The 17507-nt window shown below is 62.6% G+C and carries 11 protein-coding genes; 6 read left to right on the forward strand and 5 right to left on the reverse strand.

Annotation, left to right across the window (positions count from 1 at the left end):
• Positions 1 to 26: 26 nt before the first annotated feature.
• Entirely contained in the window at positions 27 to 1898 is a 1872-nt protein-coding gene (locus VJZ71_13280; GenBank protein ID HKQ49036.1) for a CvpA family protein, read from the reverse strand.
• Between the two features lie 46 nt (positions 1899 to 1944).
• On the reverse strand, positions 1945 to 3627 hold the full coding sequence (locus tag VJZ71_13285; GenBank protein HKQ49037.1) for an ATPase, T2SS/T4P/T4SS family: 1683 nt from the start codon (positions 3625 to 3627) through the stop codon (positions 1945 to 1947).
• A 425-nt stretch (positions 3628 to 4052) separates the two neighbouring features.
• Between VJZ71_13285 and VJZ71_13290 the strand changes: the two genes are divergently transcribed.
• Both VJZ71_13290 and VJZ71_13295 read left to right on the forward strand, forming a co-directional pair.
• Positions 4053 to 5690, forward strand: coding sequence for a thiamine pyrophosphate-dependent enzyme (locus VJZ71_13290; GenBank protein HKQ49038.1), 1638 nt, complete (start codon positions 4053 to 4055; stop codon positions 5688 to 5690).
• Positions 5691 to 5851: 161 nt separating this feature from the next.
• Positions 5852 to 8923, forward strand: a complete 3072-nt coding sequence (locus VJZ71_13295; GenBank protein ID HKQ49039.1) for an indolepyruvate oxidoreductase subunit beta — start codon at positions 5852 to 5854, stop codon at positions 8921 to 8923.
• On the opposite strand, the gene VJZ71_13300 is transcribed toward VJZ71_13295, so the two are convergent.
• Positions 8910 to 9413, reverse strand: a complete 504-nt coding sequence (locus VJZ71_13300) for a cytochrome c (GenBank protein HKQ49040.1) — start codon at positions 9411 to 9413, stop codon at positions 8910 to 8912. The genes VJZ71_13295 and VJZ71_13300 overlap by 14 nt on opposite strands.
• Before the next feature lie 129 nt (positions 9414 to 9542).
• Between VJZ71_13300 and VJZ71_13305 the strand changes: the two genes are divergently transcribed.
• A complete protein-coding gene (locus VJZ71_13305) occupies positions 9543 to 10817 on the forward strand; it encodes a carbohydrate porin (GenBank protein HKQ49041.1) in 1275 nt (424 codons plus the stop codon).
• 484 nt (positions 10818 to 11301) lie between these two features.
• Here the strand turns inward: VJZ71_13305 and VJZ71_13310 are convergent, their stop codons facing one another.
• Both VJZ71_13310 and VJZ71_13315 read right to left on the reverse strand, forming a co-directional pair.
• Positions 11302 to 12621, reverse strand: a complete 1320-nt coding sequence (locus VJZ71_13310; protein HKQ49042.1) for a Glu/Leu/Phe/Val dehydrogenase dimerization domain-containing protein — start codon at positions 12619 to 12621, stop codon at positions 11302 to 11304.
• Positions 12622 to 12741: 120 nt separating this feature from the next.
• A complete protein-coding gene (locus tag VJZ71_13315) occupies positions 12742 to 13896 on the reverse strand; it encodes a glycosyltransferase (protein ID HKQ49043.1) in 1155 nt (384 codons plus the stop codon).
• 107 nt (positions 13897 to 14003) lie between these two features.
• Here VJZ71_13315 and asnB point away from each other — a divergent pair, with 107 nt between their 5' ends.
• The 3 genes from asnB (at position 14004) to VJZ71_13330 (ending at position 17488) form a co-directional block, all read left to right on the forward strand.
• Positions 14004 to 15914: an asparagine synthase (glutamine-hydrolyzing) gene (asnB, locus tag VJZ71_13320; protein ID HKQ49044.1), complete on the forward strand. Its 1911-nt coding sequence runs from the start codon at positions 14004 to 14006 to the stop codon at positions 15912 to 15914.
• 111 nt (positions 15915 to 16025) lie between these two features.
• Complete coding sequence (locus VJZ71_13325) at positions 16026 to 16604, forward strand: sigma-70 family RNA polymerase sigma factor (GenBank protein HKQ49045.1); 579 nt, start codon at positions 16026 to 16028, stop codon at positions 16602 to 16604.
• Positions 16605 to 16705: 101 nt separating this feature from the next.
• Positions 16706 to 17488 carry a hypothetical protein gene (locus VJZ71_13330; GenBank protein HKQ49046.1) on the forward strand — a complete coding sequence of 261 codons (783 nt, stop codon included), beginning with the start codon at positions 16706 to 16708 and terminating at the stop codon, positions 17486 to 17488.
• Positions 17489 to 17507: the final 19 nt, after the last annotated feature.

Below are 17507 nucleotides of genomic sequence, written 5' to 3' on the forward strand. Positions count from 1 at the left end.
TCCGTCCGTGCGAAAGACCAGGATTGCTACTGCGGCACGTCGATTTCAAGCGTCTGCTTCCCGGCGTTTCGCGCGCCCGAGGAGAAGCTCACGATCTTCACTCCCGGATCAACCAGGAAAAGGTAGCCGAAGAGGCGCTGCTCGGGATTCGTCGATCGCAGGACATTTTCCGTCAGCTTCTTGGCTTTCTTCAGGCTGCGTTCCGGTTGCTCCGATTCTGGATAGTACTGAACCTCGAAGACCATCTTTCCACCGACGGGAGCCGCGGAATAAACGCCGATGGCAAAGTAATCCGTGCCCTCGGAGTCGGTGAGGCGAATCTGGGCGGCAACGTTAGTGGCGTAGTTCAGCGCCCGGCCGAACAGGCTCAAAGCGTCTTTCTTGTCCGCGCCGACTTGTACCATCCTTTTGCCTTCGGGAACGTAGAACTTCGTGACGGCCCCGTCGGTCGGCGGCGTGCCTGGCAGGTCGAGGTAAAAGTGACATTCACCGAGCACGTCACCCTGAAGATGACGGGCGACGAAGGAATTGTCCTTCGGCAGTGGCGTCGGGAGCGTATCAAAAACCCCCGTTCGCGCTTCAATGGCGTCGGCGATATGGACGTTTCCTCCGGTGGGCTTGCCGACCTTGGGCTTGCTGTCCTTCTTTTCGGGCTCGTCGGCCTCATCTGTGTCGTTTGCCGACGCATCACCTTTCGGGCTCGAAGGCTTTGGGGCGGAGCTTCCATAGGCCGTCGCGGCGTCCGAGGGCGGCTCGGTCCGTTGGAGCTTCTTGGTCAACTCCACCCGCGCTCCTCGCTTGTACTCCACGTACCACGGCGAGAAATTTTCCGGCACCTCGAACGCCACGTCGAAATTAAAAGCCTTGACGGAAGCGTTCTCTCCGCTCCCCTTAATCTCCGCAACCGATCGAGCGGTGTTGGCATTGAGCAGAAAGTCCGTCTGCGGGCCGAAGCGCACCAACCGCGCCGCCTGATCCGCCTTGACGTTGGACAAACCATGGTCCTTGTGGATGTACAAGTCGCTCATGCCGCAGGCCAGATGGACGCTCGGCGGGGCCGACGCTCCATCGCTTGCCGGCGGCGGGCCGACGATGCGAAATTGAGGTACCCGGAAACGCAAATCCATCGATCCTTCCGCCGCCGCCGACGTGTCCAGTCGCACGCGGCACACCAGGAATTTCTTCCCGACGCTGGGTTCGACCGTCGTGAATTCGCGGGCCAAGCCCTCGCCCTCGACTCGCTGCGACACCTGATCGATCTGCCGCGCCTCCCAGTAGCCTTTGACCTGAAGGCTGTCCTGGGGAACGAAGACGCGTTCTTCCGGCTGCGGATTGGCTCGCGCCGAGTACAAGTCCTCGATGAAATCCGGCTTGGCGTCGGCAAAGCTCGTCTCGCCCTGGAAGCTGCCCGACGAAAGCATATTGACCAGCCCGATCGTGAATCCGTCGGGTTTCAACATGAATCCTTTTTCCTCGGCGCTCCCGTCGGCGGCGGTCGAGACGCGCTCGAAGCCGAGGACGCTCGATCCGATGGGGAGCATCTGGATCGCCACCAGCGACGTTCCCACCAGGAGCAGGCCCGTAAACAGGCCGCACACGCCGCCACCCGCGCGGTCCGCAATCACGGGCAGCTTGACGCCGTCGGGGATCATCTTGTCCGTTCCCAGCCGCAAGACCAGTAGCGTGACCAGAAAAATCAACATCAGCGCCAGCGGCAGGCCGATGCCCGCGTTCAAGTTCGCAGCCCACAGCGAATGCACCTGTTCGTAGAATCCAAAAGCGAGAAGACAGGCAATGACCGTGCAGAGGAACATGATCGCGCTGCTGAAGAAACCTTGATACACCCAGAAGGCCGTGACCAGAATCACCATGAGCGCTACGACGATGGAAAAGATCATGGCATACTCCTTGAAGGGCGCCGCTGCCCGCCGTGATCGGCGCGTCCTATTTTTCGCCTTCTTTGGTGACCCGCAGGACCTCGTTAATGCTCGTGATGCCGTCGTACACCTTGTGCAACGCGACCTCCTGGAGGTAGAGCATCCCCTTCTTGCGGGCCTCCGCCTTCACGACCGCCAGCGAGTCGCCCTTGGAGATTCTAGCTCGCAGTTCGTCATCGATGATCAGCAACTCAAAGACGCCGGTTCGCCCCAGGTATCCGGTCCCCTGGCAGACCGCGCACAAAATGGGGTTCCCCTGTTTGTCCACCTCGACTTCGTTGGCATTGGGTGGGCGATAGAAGGGGCGATTCTCGCCCAAGGGGAGATTGGCCTTTTTTAGAATGTCGGGATCGGGTTTGTACCCCTTCCGACAGGTCGTACAGAGGATTCGAATCAACCGCTGCGACGACACCGCCACCAGGCTGGTGGCCGCCAGCGCGGGATCGGCCACCCCGTTCAGGTACGCCCCCAACGCACTGAACGTGTCCTTGGCCCTTAATCCGATGTAAATTTTCTTGTTCTGCTTCCCGGCCGTCGCCGCCAGGCTCGCCGTCTCCGCATCGGGCAGGTCGCTGATCATGCAGACGTCCGGCTCCGTCCGCAGCAGCGACCTCAGGCGCTTGCCGAACGTGATCGTGTTGTTCTGGCTGTCGAAGACGTGCTGGGTGATATTCTCCAGGTCCAGGTCCTTCGAGGCTTCCAGCGTGTGGATGTTCTGCAGGAACGCGTCGTGCTCGCGGAGAATGGCATACAGCGTGCTCGTCACGCCCGCGCCCTTCGGACCGCTGACAATCACCACCCCTTTGTGCTCCTCTCGTACTGCCTTGAACAGCGGCAACTGCTTCGCGGTCAGCCCGAGGTCCGGCAGGCGGAATTTACTCTCTTCCGAGATGAGCCGAAGGGCGAAGCGCTGGCCGGCGGTGCTGCCGGAGGTCCTGGCCTGTACCTCAACGGACTTGTCGCCTTTTCCACCAGCCCCGATCGTCGCCTTGAAGTGACCGGTTTGCGGACGGCGATGCTCGTCCGAGTTCATCCCGGAAATTCTTTTGAGGTGCGCCAGTACGAGGGGCGCGACGGCCGGGTCCAGCGGATCGCGAATCCGGTCTACGCCATCTATGCGGATCAATGTCTTGACCGGCTGCTCGGGGATGAAGTCCATGCGCAGATCGCTGCCGCGCCGCCAGATGGCGTCGAAGAGCAGTTCCTGCATGACGCCGTAGGCGGCATGTTGGGCGGGGTCCGTCGGCCAGTTCGGCGTCTTGCCGTTGGCGTCCTTGATGCGAACCCGGTCCCCCATCGAGACGACTTCGGTGGTCTTCACCTTGCCGCCCTTGAACAATCGCTGCAGGTGCGCCGGCGTCAGGATGGTCTGCGCGGGTGCGACGCGTTTGTTCCGAAAGAGGGCGTAGCCGATGAACGCGCCGCCAAAGACCATCGCAAAGAGAAGGAAGCCGATCCAAAAGAGCGGGATCAGGAGCCACAGGGCCAGCGTCGCCACGCCGGTCCCGAAAATGAGCGCCCTCCACATCCCGGCCGGCACACGAATTGTCTTAAGGTCTTTCTCGACCCAGGCCGCGTTGTGCGCCCAAAGGAGAAAGCACAATGTAAAGAGGACAATCTTGAATGGACTGAAATAACCGCCTTCCGTCGGAAGCGCGGCGACAACGAGGTGCGGCATTCGGTCGAACAAGGCTGGACTCAAGGAACTTCCACTACCCACAAGGTAAGGCATGCTGAGGAATCATCCACCGGGTCTACGACCTCGGCTGTGTCGTTTGCCTGCGCAAGGCGGGGCGAATCCTACCGAACCGCCGACCCTCCGCGGCGCGCCATCTCATCTTCCGCGGCTGCTACTCGGCTTTCAGACCGGCGATTCTACGATAAACCCCAGCGTCTGAAAACTCCCAAACGCGTCGTTTTCTCCCAGGATTGCGCGCCCGGTTGTCAGACGGACCCGCACATAGCTCTTGCGGAGATAAGAAGATAGATCGAGACACCTGGGCCAAATCTATGTGCCTGATTTGTTCTTGGCATGGTTCTTGCCAGCTAGAACATCGGAACATTGACTCCCGCGCATGGGGATATCGACATCGGAATACAGCGAGACGTTACTCCATGACCGAACTACTTCTTGGGAATGAAGCCGTCGCCCTGGCGGCACTGCATGCCGGCATTCGCGGAGCGTTTTCCTACCCCGGCACTCCGGCGACCGAGATTTTCGAGTTCATCCAGTCGCGGACACGCCTCGACGGCAGCGTCGCCGCCGCCTGGTCCGCGAATGAAAAGGTCGCCTACGAAGAAGCCCTGGGGATGTCGTTCGCCGGTCGGCGCGGCATCGTCTCCATGAAGCACGTCGGGCTCAACGTGGCCGCCGATCCGTTCATGAGTTCGGCCCTGACCGGCGCGCGGGGCGGACTGGTCCTGGCCGTCGCCGACGATCCGGGCATGCACTCGTCGCAAAACGAACAGGACTCGCGGTGCCTGGGCGACTTTGCGCAGATTCCCATCTTCGAGCCATCGAATCAGCAGGAAGCGTACGACATGACCCGCGCGGCCTTCGACTTGTCGGAGCAGTGGGAGACGCCCATCATGCTCCGGCTGGTCACGCGCCTCGCTCATAGCCGCGCGATCGTGACGGCGGCGCCCGTTTCGCCTCTTTCGCCTTCCGGTGCAGCCGAATCAGAGCCGGACTGGCGGCAATGGACGCTCCTGCCGCCCAACGCCCGACGGCGCTATCGGCGCCTCCTGGATCTGCAAGCGACGTTTCTCGACTACTCTCGAAGCTGTCCTTACAACCGCCTTGAACTCAAGGGGCCGCGCGGGATCATCGCCTGTGGAATCGCCCACAACTACGTCCGCGAGGTGATTGGCGAGCATTCGTCCTACTCGCTGCTCAAGATCGCGTGTTACCCGGCGCCCCTGCCCCTGATTCGCGAATTGGTCGATCACTGCGAGGAAATTCTCGTGGTCGAAGAGGGCTACCCGTTTATCGAGCGCCTGCTGCACGGGCTGATTGGCGTGCCCGGCAAGGCGATCCGCGGGAAGAAATCCGGCGACTTCGCGCCGGACGGCGAGATGACCGCCGACCGGGTTCGAGCGGCCCTCGACCGCAAGCGGCCCGGCGCCCCGCCTCCGTTTGAGAAGGCGCTCGCCGCCCTGCCAACCGTTCCGCAGCGGCCGCCGCGCCTGTGCGACGGCTGCCCGCATAGCGACACGTTCAAGGCCATCATGGCGGCGGTCGAAGGGGAAAAATCGCCGCACCTCATGAGCGACATCGGCTGCTACACGCTCGGCGCCCTGCCGCCCTACAACGCGGTCCACACCTGCGTCGACATGGGCGCGTCGATCTCCATGGGACACGGCGCGGCCAAGGCGGGGCTGTGGCCCGTCGTCTGCACCATCGGCGATTCGACCTTTCTGCACTCCGGCATGACCGGCCTCGTCGGCGCGGCCCACGAGGACGCCGACATGACCGTCGTTATTATGGACAACGCGTCGATCGCCATGACCGGCGGGCAGGACGCGATGATCGCGGGTGACGAGTTGATCAACCTGGTCAAGGGGCTGGGCGTTTCGCCCGAGCACGTGGTCAAGATCGATCCCTCGCCGCGCCATCACCAGGAGAACACGGGGATCATTCGCAGGGAAATCGATCACCACGGCCTGTCCGTCGTCGTCGCCTGCCGGCCGTGCATTCATACGAAGCGGCGGACCATCCGAACTGCGAATCGAACGCTGGAGAAGTGTGGATAGTGCTATGTCTAAGTTGATTTTAGGGATTCAGGGGTGGCACGGTCTGACCGCGAAGCGGGCAGGCCGTGTAGTACATGCGCACCACGGCCTCGCTGCTGCGAGACCGTGCCACCCATACTGTTAATTGAGACGGACGACCAGGAAATCGGAGATCGATGCCCATGGAACTCAACATTATCCTCGCGGGCGTCGGTGGTCAGGGAATACTGACGACGGCGCAGGCGCTGAGCCTGGCGGCCCTTCGCCGGGGGTGGCAGGTTAAACAAGCCGAAGTCCACGGTATGTCCCAGCGCGGCGGCGCGGTGCAGTCCCACCTGCGTATCGCCGACCATTCGATCTACAGCGATCTCATCCCGCTCGGCCGGGCGGACATGATCCTCGCCATGGAGCCGCTCGAAGCCCTGCGATACGTCGAGTACCTCGCGGACGACGGCCTCATCATCGCCAATACCGCGCCCATCGCGAACATCGCTGACTACGGCGAAATGGACGAAATCCTGAACCGGATCGCGGCGCGCCCGCGCCATGTGCTGCTCAACGCCAACGCCCTGGCCGGCGCGGCGGGCTCCGCCCGATCGGTCAACATGATCATGCTCGGTGCGGCGTCGATCTTCACCGATCTGTCACCGGGTGATCTGGAGGCGGCCGTTACGGAGATGTTCACCCGCGCCGGGCCCGGCGTCGTCGAAACCAACCTCAAGGCGCTGCGCGTGGGTATCGGCGCGAGCCGAATGTACTACGATCGACTGCGCGCGGGGGCCGATCCCCGAATGCTTCGCGAACAACTTGGCAAACTCCCGCTATCTGAACTCCTGGCCGGGGACGGACCCGCCGGTCCCCTCGAAACTGCGGTATCGGACATCGGCCCCAAACAACTGAGTGCCATCCAGGGCATCCTCAACGACGCTAAGAAAGAACGCCGAGCCCAACTTTACGAGCACGAGGTCTATGCCATCGTCGAACTGGCGGGGGCGATTTCGTCGCCGCGGCATTTTGGCGTCGTCTCCGGCGCGGAGGTCACGGCGGAGAAGCTCACCGCGCTGCGCAGCGCCAAAGTCGTGCTCAAGATCATTTCCCCGGATGTCGTTCACAAATCCGACGCCGCCGCCGTGGTCTTCGTCCCCAACGATCGCGAACAAGTGGCGGCCGAAGTGGACCGGCTCATCGCCGCACAGCGCGCCGCGGATGCAAAAATCGAGGGTGTACTCGTCGTCGAGTTTGTCGCGCACGATTCGGCGGGTTTCGGCGGAGAACTTTTCGTCGGAATTCGCGCGACGCGCGAATTCGGCCCGGTCATCGCCGCGGGCCTGGGAGGCATTGATACCGAATATCTCGCCGCCAAGCTCAAACCCGGCCTCGCCGTCGCCAAGGCCCTCGCGACGCAGACCTCCGCCGAGGATTTCTTCAAGCTTTTCCAGAAGACCGCGGCGTATGAAATCCTCTCCGGCGCTGCCCGCGGACATCGTCGGATCGTCTCCGACGGCGAACTCCTCCGCTGCTTCCGCGCGTTTATCGCCATCGCCCGACGATTTTGCGTCGATGGTGATCTTGCCCGGCCGCATCTCGCCGAGCTGGAAGTCAATCCCTTCGCCTTTCGTCAGCAGGTGATGATTCCCCTGGACGGCCGCGGCCGACTCGGATCGGTCGCCGAACCGCTCGTCGCCCGGCCGATCGAAAAGGTCACTTCGCTCCTGGAGCCGAAATCCATCGCCGTCGTGGGCGTGTCCGGAAAGCGGGAGAACTTCGGCCGAATTATCCTCAACAACATCAAGGAATGCGGGTTTCCGCCCGAGCACTTGTATGTGGTGAAGGACGGCGCCGCGCTGGACGGCGTATGCTGCATCGCCAATCTCGCCGAAGCCCCCGAACCCATCGATCTCTTGATTTTGGCGGTCAATGCCAAGGACGCTCCGAACTACATCGAAGCGGCGATTGCGTCGTGCAACGTCGCCTCGGTTATCGTGATCCCCGGCGGTTTGGGCGAGACGGAGGGCACGAGCGGCACACAAGCTCGAATCAGCCGCGCCATCGTCGCCTCGCGAAGTCGCAAGGACGGCGGTCCGATCTTCCTGGGCGGCAACTGTCTCGGCGTTCGCTCGCGATCGGGCCGGTACGACACTTTTTTCATCCAGGCGAAAAAGCTCGATCCTCGCCGCAATGTCCCGGCGCGTCGCGTCGCCATCCTCACGCAGAGCGGCGGGTTCATCGTCTCACGGCTCTCCAATCTTGAAACCCTCGACCCCGCGTTGGCCATCTCCATCGGCAACCAGGTCGACCTCACCGCGTCAGATCTTCTTGCCATCGTCGGCCGGCGCGGCGACATCGACGCGATCGGCGTTTACATGGAGGGCTTTAAAGACCTCGACGGCGTCGTTTTTGCCCAGGCGGTCCGCGAGGTGGCGAACGCGGGCAAGACCGTCGTCTTCTACAAGGCGGGCCGCACGGCCGCCGGCCGGTCCGCCACTGCCGGTCATACGGCCTCGATCGCCGGCGATTATGACGTCTGCCAGGCCGCCATCGATGAGGCGGGGGCCATCGTCGTGGACACCTTTAAGGAATTCGAGCAGGTTCTGGAACTGGCCACCTACCTGCACACCAAGAAAGTCAGGGGTTGTCGAATCGGCGGTCTCACCAACTCGGGAGCGGAGGCCGTGGGCATGGCCGATGCGACTGTCGGCCTGCGCTATCGCGTGGAGACGCCCAATCTCTCCAGGGCCACGGCCGCCCACCTCACTGACACGCTGACGCGACACAAACTGCACACGCTGGTCAACGTCCGCAACCCCCTCGACCTGACCCCGATGGCCAGTGACGACGTGTACGAAGAATCCATCCGTATCCTGATGGACGACGACGAGATCGACGCCGTCGTTGTCTCGCTGGTCCCATTGACGCCTGCCTTGCGGACGACGAACGATGAACTGGACGATCCCGCCTCACTCGCCCATCGCCTGCCGCGGCTCTTTGCCGAGTATGACAAGCCGATGATCGTCGTCATCGACGCCGGGACGACGTATGAATCGCTGGCCGGGCGCATCCGCTCGGCCGGCGTGCCGGTCTTCCGCTCCTGCGACCAGGCCATTCGCTCCCTGGGGCGCTATCTTTGCCATCGCGTGGGTAAAGCCCGCATGGATCCCGTGCCCTCCAGGCGGGCCGCGAGGATGGAATCGGATCGGCCGCGCCCGCCCGCGCGTATCGCGGAAAAAGGGGAGATTGGCGTCACGAACGCGTGAGAAGCGGCAGTATACGGAAGGAGGAATGACAGGCATTGCACGTCGAGATGATCTCGTCGTACTTCGCCTGCAACGCGGCGCCTTCATGCCGTCGCGCGATGTCCGCCAGCTCCGTCGCCTGGCCGTGCAGTTTTTCCGCGTAGGCTTCAAACACACGGCGATCTTCCGGGTTGATGCGTACATCCCGAAGCGCGTCCGGAATGGCCTGTGCGTCCTGCGCCAGCCGCGTGGCAATCTCCGACACTTCCCGCGCCTTTCGTTCGCGCAGGGCCGACACATCCATCTCCTGCGGAAGTTGCTCAACCGCCAGCCGATGAATCCCCGCCATCATCGCCTTCAGCCGGTCGGTGTGGACGGCGTGCAACGCGGGCCGGCCTGTATCCAAAATCTGGGCGCCGCCGCCGTCGGTCTCCGCGCAGGACGTCAGCAACACCAATGCGCCGAAGATGCCGGGCAGCAGGCCGACAACGATCGTCCGAAGTGCGGGCATGGGGAAAGCCTTTCGATGGGAGCGATTCATGATCGGCGAGCGCATCCGTCGAAAAACTCTAGGGCGGCTTGGTTCCCCTTGCAACCCGCTTTCACCCTGCGGCATTTCGGCATGAAGCGGATCACCTCAATGTTGGTCGCTTCTCTTCTCTTCGCGGCCGAACGGGGCGTGGCTCAATCGCCGGCATCCACCCAGCCGGCCACGCAGCCCGCGCCATTAACATCGCATTACGCACCCCTGGCGCTCGACTCCCCCTATGCCACCGGTGACTGGTTGGGACTTCGCACCGCCGCCGAGGATGCCGGAATCGCCACGCAGTTTTTCTACAACAACACGTATCAATGGATCGTCAAGGGCGGTTTGGACAGGCTCGGCAAGAACGGAGCGACCATCGACTGGTTCGTGACGGCCGACCTGCAGAAGCTCAAGCTCATCCCCGGCGGCAGCCTGCTCGTGCATGTCCGCCGCCAATGGGGCGAGGGTGTCAACCCCTACACCGGCTCGCTCTGGCAGGTCGCCGACGACCTGGACGGCGACCGCACATTGCACATCGATCAGCTCTATTACGAGCAGCTACTCCTTGATAACAGAATTTCGCTGAAGACCGGGTTTCTCGACTACCAGACCATTGTTGATCGCAACGCCTACGCCAATGCCGAGGACGTGGAGTTTCTCAACCAGCAATTCGACAACAACCCGCTCGTTCCGCTCAATATCGGTCTCGGCGCGGCCCTCACGGTGAAGCCGACGAGTTGGCTGACCGTGATCGCGGGCGCCGGCGACGCGGATTCCGTGCTCTTCAAGCCCGGCTTCTCCACCGCTTTCCACGGCCCGGCGCGATTTGTCTGGTATCTCGAACCCGGCATTAACATCACGCTGCCGCCGCTCGTTGGCAAGGGAAAGCTCCCCGGCAGCTACCGCATCGGCATGGTCTCGGACCCGCGCGTGAAGCCGGTCTTCGTCCCTCCCGACACCAAGCCTGCCCTGCGCACCTATCGGGGCGACGACCAGGGCTTCTACCTCAGCTTTGACCAGGCGCTGTTTCGGGAGAACGACAAGGACGCGCAGGGGCTGGGGATCTTCGCCCGCTACGGCTTTCGCCACGGCGACATCAACCAGGTCGCCAACTTTTGGTCAACCGGTCTTTCGTACCAGGGGCTGATCCCAACGCGCGACCGCGACGTGCTCGGCATCGCTGTCGGCCAATCCATCCCCTCGCGAACCTACAACGACAAGGTGAACCGCTGGGCCGAGGCCGAAACCGTCGGAGAGTTGTACTATTCCATCTCGATTACGCGCTGGATGGTCATCACGCCGGACGTCCAATACATCTCCAGCCCGGGCATCGGCAGCGGGGTGGACGACGCGATCGTACTCGGTGTCCGGACGCGGATCAGTTTCTAAGGGTTTGAAGTGGCCCTGATTTGGAGAACGGATTTCATGTCTGGCCTAAATACCCAAGATGGCGACAAGCTACCGACATGTGATTATGCAAGCATTACAGTATCACGAACGTCAATAAGCTCTCTTACGTATGGTGTCCTTCTTGTTCAGGCAATCCTGTTCGCAATTGGTGCAACATACGACTTACGCTCGCGTTCCTTCCCGGAAGGGATACCTCAATCTGATCGTGACAGCCTTGTTGCCGCGTGTTTTTACGGAGGTGGTTTTTCGATACTTTTGTATTTTCTCGCGCGTTCTTTGCTGGGTTGGCTGCGACCAAACAAGATCAAGTGGTCAACGGCACTTTACCTTCCACTAGTAATTTCTATCGCAATCACTTCGTGCGCGATGCTGCTGTCATTTGGGTTCTTTCCCTCGTCGCCACCGTAACCCCGAGAGCGGGACGAGAGATCGTCTAGAGACACAGGCTCGCGATTCGCGGGCACTACACGCGCTGCCGCGTCGCCTCCGCCACGCGCTCCAAAGCGACGACATACGCCGCCACGCGCATCGGGAGGCCCTGCTCGCGATGAATGCGATGGACGCTCGTCCAGGCCGTCATCATCTTCTTCTCCAGCTCCGCATTGACGTGGCTCTCTTCCCAGCGGATTTGCTGGAGATTCTGCACCCACTCGAAGTAGGAGACCGTTACGCCGCCGGCGTTGACGAGGATGTCCGGCACGATGGTGATATCGCGCTGTCGCAAGACCTCGTCCGCCCGAGGCGTGACCGGCGAATTGGCTGCTTCGATGATGATCCTCGCCTGAACGTTGTTGACGTTGTGGTGGTCGATGGCCCCGCCCAGCGCCGCCGGGATCAGGACATCCACCTTTAGTGTCAGCAACTCCGCATTCGTGACCGCCTTCGCCCCCGGAAAGCCCTTGACCGACCCCGTCGCCTTCAGATGCTCGCAGACCAGCCGGATGTCGAGCCCGCGCTCGTTGTGGATGCCGCCCTGGACGTCCGACACCGCGATGATCTTCGCGCCCTGCTCGTGCAGGAGCCGCGCGGTCCACGATCCGACGTTGCCGAATCCCTGAATTGCGATCGTCGCGTTCTTCAAGTCAATCCCGAACGCCTTGCACGCCTCGCGCGTGATGATCATCGTGCCGCGGCCCGTCGCCGCTTCGCGACCGAGGCTGCCGCCGAGGTTGACCGGCTTGCCCGTGACGATCGCCGGCGTGTAGCCGTGCTTCTTGCCGTATTCGTCCATGATCCAGGCCATGACTTGCGGATTGGTGTTCACGTCCGGCGCGGCGATGTCGCGATAGACGCCGAGGCACATGTCGATCTTCTGGGTGAAGCCCCGCGTGAGCGCCTGCAACTCACGCCGCGACATCTTCGTCGGATCGCAGGTCACGCCGCCCTTGGCGCCGCCGAACGGGATGTCCACCAATGCCGTCTTCCACGTCATCAGCGCCGCCAGCGAGCGGACCTCGTTCAAATCCACCTCGGGGTGAAACCGCAGCCCGCCCTTGTAGGGCCCGCGCACGGCGTTGTGCTGCACGCGATAGCCGTGGAACATCTCCATGTGCCCGTCGTCCATCCGCACCGGGATCTGCACGATGAGTTCCCGATAGGGAGTCCGCAGCATCATCTGGATGTCGGGCTCCAGCTTCATGTGATCCGCCGCCGCCTGAAACTGCTCGTCCGTAATTCGGTTGAAATCGACATGATGTGCCGGCGGCTTCGTCTCGTGCGCACGATGCGACGTGCCCTTTGTTCCGGTGAGACGAGCGGTCGGCGTAAGCGTGGCGGTCGACATGACGAGAGCCCTTTCAATAAAGAAGATTCGGGGACTTCCCCGGTCCGCTCTTCATCGCTCCGATGTTCCGCCCACTTGACCTGTCGGTTGGTGCAATCGGCCCTATCGGTCCTATAGGACCTATTGGCGCGCAGGCCGTGAGGTCCGCGCGTACATCTCGCGATACCGCGGGATGAGGACCTTCCAATCAAATCGCTCGCGAACCAGTTGCCGTCCCTTTTGGCCCATGGCGGCGATCTCGTCCGTGCTCTTGGTCACCAGGCTGCGCAGGGCCGTGGCGATTTCGCGCCGCGTCGAGGCCACGATCCGCCCGGCCCCGAACGCCTCCACCTCCGGCATGTTGCACGCGTCCGAGATGAGCACGGGCACACCTGCCGCCAAAGACTCCAGGATCGACATACTCAGCCCCTCGCTCATGCTCGGCTGGAGCAGGAGCTTGGCATTCCCCAGGCACGCCAGGACTTCCTCGCGATTGAGCGCTCCCGTAAACGTCACGCGCTGATTGAGCCCCTTGCGGGCGACCGCCGCCTGAAGCATGGATTGAATGCCGATCTCGTCCGGTCCGGCGACAATCAGGTGCCAGTCGCTGGCGGCGGCGAAGACATCAAAGCACGCCTGCATCCCCTGGACGATTCCCTTTTGCGGATGAATCCGGCCGAGGATGACGAGCCACTTGCGGCCGGCCAGTTCGGGAAATCGACTGGTGAGCCGGTCCGGCGCCGGGAGCTTCTCATATTCTTCGGGATGGAGCCCGTTCGGGATTTCTTCGATTTGCTGGTTGAACCCCAGCATCCGCATCGCCTTCGCCTCGCCCTCGGCCAGGGCGTGCAGACACGCCGCCCGACGCAGGTTTTCGTGCTCAAAGAGCCAGCCGATCGGCCGCTTCTTCCACCAGCTCCGCCGCCACGCCCACGGCATCATCATGCTGTGCGGCGTCATTACGTACGGCCGCCCCGCCTTCCGCGCTGCCTTGCCCGCTGCCCAATTCTGCCCGGTCCAAAGCCCGTGCAGGTGAACGACGTCGGCCCATTGCACCATCTCGTCGATACGGCGATTGAAATCCGCGCTGCGGCCCAGCCGCGATCCGCCCGTCGGCGCAAACCGCCAAACCTCGATCCCCTCATAGCGCGGCGGATCGCCGAATCGCCCTCCCGCCAGCGTCGCCACTCGGCATTCGTCGCCGGCCCGCGCGAGTTCCATCGCCAGCGCCGGCAGCACCCGCGCAATTCCCCCCCAGGCCGGATCGAGCGATTGAACGACGTGCAGAATCTTCATCGCCCCGCAATCTAACCGCGTTCGTCCCGTTGGCAAAACGGGCGGCCTCGCAATCTTTTCGCTGATTGCTATTCGCCGTTCGCTGTTGGTCCTATCATCCTGCGTCCATGTGCGGCATCGCGGGCTACATCCTTCCGAGCGGACTCCTCGACGCCGCCATCCTCAACCAAATGCTCGCCCGGATTCGCCACCGCGGTCCCGATGGCGACGGCACGTGGACGAGTCCCGCCGAGGGCCTCGCCTTCGGTCACACTCGGCTCAAGGTGCAGGACCTCACGCCGGCCGCGGATCAGCCGATGCACAGCCCGGATGGCCGATTTTCGCTCGTGTACAACGGTGAAATCTACAACTTCCCGGAGCTGCGCGATGAGCTCCGCGCCGCGGGCGCGACATTTCGTTCGACGGGCGACACGGAAGTTCTGCTGGAGTTGTGTCGTCGCCAGCCGGACCTGGCGTTTTTGCCGCGCCTCAACGGCATGTTCGCCTTCGCGTTGTGGGATGCGACCACCAAAACGCTATCGCTGGTACGCGATCGCACGGGCGTCAAACCGCTCCTCTACGCGGAGACGCGCGGGGGCCTGGCCTTCGCGTCGGAGATGGCCGCGCTGCGCCCCGTGCTCACCGATGAATTCATCGATCCAACCGCCGTCATGCAGTTATTGACGCTGGGGTTCATTGCCGCCCCGCGCACAATCTTCACGCAGGTTCGCAAGCTCCGCCCCGGTCACTTGCTGCGATTCAAGAACGGAGAAAGCGAAATCAAAAAGTGGGCTCCGGCGCCGCCCTTCGAGACTGACATTACGAATTTCGAGGAAGCTTGTCGCCGGCTGCGGGAGACGTTTTCCGATGCCGTTCGCGCCCGTCTGATTGCGGATGTTCCCGTGGGCGTGTTTCTCTCCGGCGGCATTGATTCCGCAATTGTGACCGCGATGGCCTGCAAGAACGCGACCGGCCGCGTTCGTACTTTTTCCGTCGGCTTTCCCGGACAGCCCTTTTTCGACGAGACGGCCTACGCGAAGGCCGTGGCCGACATGCACGGGACAGACCACACCGTCCTACCGCTATCGCTCGATGAGATCCGCGACATCATCCCGACGGTCCAAGCCCATCTCGGCGAACCCTTCGCCGACAGTTCCGCGCTGCCGACGTACCTGCTCAGCCGCCTAACGAGACAGCATGTGACCGTCGCGCTGAGCGGCGACGGCGCCGACGAACTCTTCGCGGGCTACAACCGCTACGCCGCCGCGACGTTGACTGAGCGGTTCGGCTGGTTCGCGCGAACCCCGCTCTACGCCCCAACCCGCGCGCTTCTCGAGCGCCTCCCCGCCAAGCGCGAGCGAAAGCTCGGCGCGATCGTCAGCCAGATGAAACGCGCGATCCGCTCAATGGACTCGGACCTTCTGTGCCGCTACGCCAACTGGATGCGGACCTCCGACGATCGCACGCTTGCCCGATTGCTGTCGGACCCGGCGCAAGCGCCGGCAGTCATCCAGGACATTGTCCAGCTTCTTTGGAACTATCGCGGCGAACCGAAGGACACGAACGATTTGAACTGTCATCTGCGGACGGAGTGGCAGTTATCCCTCCCCGACGACATGCTCACCAAGATCGATCTGATGTCGATGGCCCACGGCCTGGAAGTCCGCTCGCCCTTCCTCGACTACCGCGTCGTCGATCAGGTCTTCCCCATGCCATGGCGATGGAAGCTGTGCGGCTGGAAGAAAAAGCACCTGCTCGTTGAGGCCTTTAAGGACGACCTGCCGCCGATTCTCCACAACCGCTCCAAAAAGGGCTTCGAGGTCCCCGTCGGCGTCTGGCTCCGCGGCCCGCTCTACGGGATGGCCCGCGATCTGATCGCCAATGACCGGTGTTTCTTCGGTCAACTTCTGTCCCGCGAAGGGGCCCAAAAGACCCTCGACGATCACGCGGCCGGCCGTGCCGATCACAATTTTTGCCTCTGGGCCCTCGTCTCCCTCCTCGCCTGGCAGCAGCAACACGCCCCCAACGCCGCTCTTTGAGTTATTTGGATATTTTTTGAGCTTTCGGGAACCTCCGGCCCGTCTATTGGCTTTTAGAATGGTAAAGCCGGGGCCGCTTCAAACCCCGGCCCGATCGAAACGAGCAAAAAGATGGAATTGCAGGTCGCCCTGTTTCAGGCGGACATCCCGATAGGCGACGCCGACGGCGAGCTGATTGAGCGTGCCAAGCACGATCGTCAGGCCTTTGCGATGCTGTACCGGAAGCACTACGCCCGCATCGCCGGGTACATCCACCGGCGCGTCGGCGACCCGCATGTGACCGAGGACCTTGTCGCGGATACGTTTATGACCGCCTTACGCTGCCTGCCCAAATACCGACACCGCGGGGCCCCGCTGAGCACGTGGCTTTACCGCGTCGCGACGACGTCGGTCAATCGCTGGGTGCGGCGGCAGCGGCGATGGTTCCGGTCGCTTGATGGCGGCGCTGCTGCCGCAAGGGTGTCAGATCGCGCTGTCGGCGACGGCGAAGCCGATCGAGAACAAGTCCGCACGGCTCTGCTCGCGCTGGCGCCCAGACATCAATCCGTGCTGTCCCTTCACTACCTGGAAGGACTCAGCGTCGAAGAGGTGTCGCAAGCCCTGGGCTGCCGCCTGGGCACCGTGAAATCGAGATTGTCGCGCGGCCGCGAGGCCCTGCGCGAAAAGTTGCTGCGTGGTGGGAGGTGTTAACCGTGTTCAGTGATCATGATCCAGTCGATCGAGCGCTCGAATCCCTGCGTCACAGTTCGTGGACCCCGACAAACCCCAACCCCTTACTTGAGGAAAAGCTCATGCAAGAATTCTCGAAGAATCGCACGTCCCGTTTCGTCGCCCGCCGACCGGCGCTCGTCGCCGCTTGCGCGGTCTTACTCGTTGGCGGAGGAGCCTTCGCCGCGGCCGGAGGCATCGACCTCATCAAGAGTCTGTTCGTGACCGTCGATATCGACGGCCAGGCCGTACAGCTCGAACTCCAGCCCGTCGGCGAAAACACCTACGAAGGCTCGCTGGATACCGAGATTGCCGACGGTCGCCAAGCCTCCATCCGTGTCAAGCGCGTTGAGAACAGCCCCAACGAACTCAACACGCAGGTCCATGTCAACGTGAGTGACGACGGCACGGTAACAGAGAACGAAAGCGAAGTCGTGATCCGCAAAGGCCTCAACGTCGGCGCCGATCCCAATGCCGTCTATTCAATGGACGACATCGGCGAGGCCCAGCCGGCACATGAGTGGACCAATGCGTCGGGGCAAGCCCGCTCGCTGTACCTCATCGACACCGGCGATGGAAAGATCGGAGTCTTCTCCGTGACGGTGACGGCCGAGGGCACGGCGAATGTCCGTCGGCTGGCCCACCTTCCCGCTGAAGCCGGATTCGACACGGCCCCTGACGTCAGCGTCGATGACAAGGACATGATCACGCTGACTTGGGGCGGCGACGAGGATCGGCGCGTCATCAAACTGATCGACCGCTACTCCAACAATCCGGCCGACCTCGCCAATCCCCTTTCGCTGGATACGCCGGATGGTGAGATCAAGGTCAAGGTACACGTCGAGGAATCGCCTGACGAGCAGTAACCGGATTCCGAAGCATCTC

It is taken from the genome of Phycisphaerae bacterium (assembly GCA_035275405.1).
Classification (GTDB): domain Bacteria; phylum Planctomycetota; class Phycisphaerae; order UBA1845; family UTPLA1; genus DATEMU01.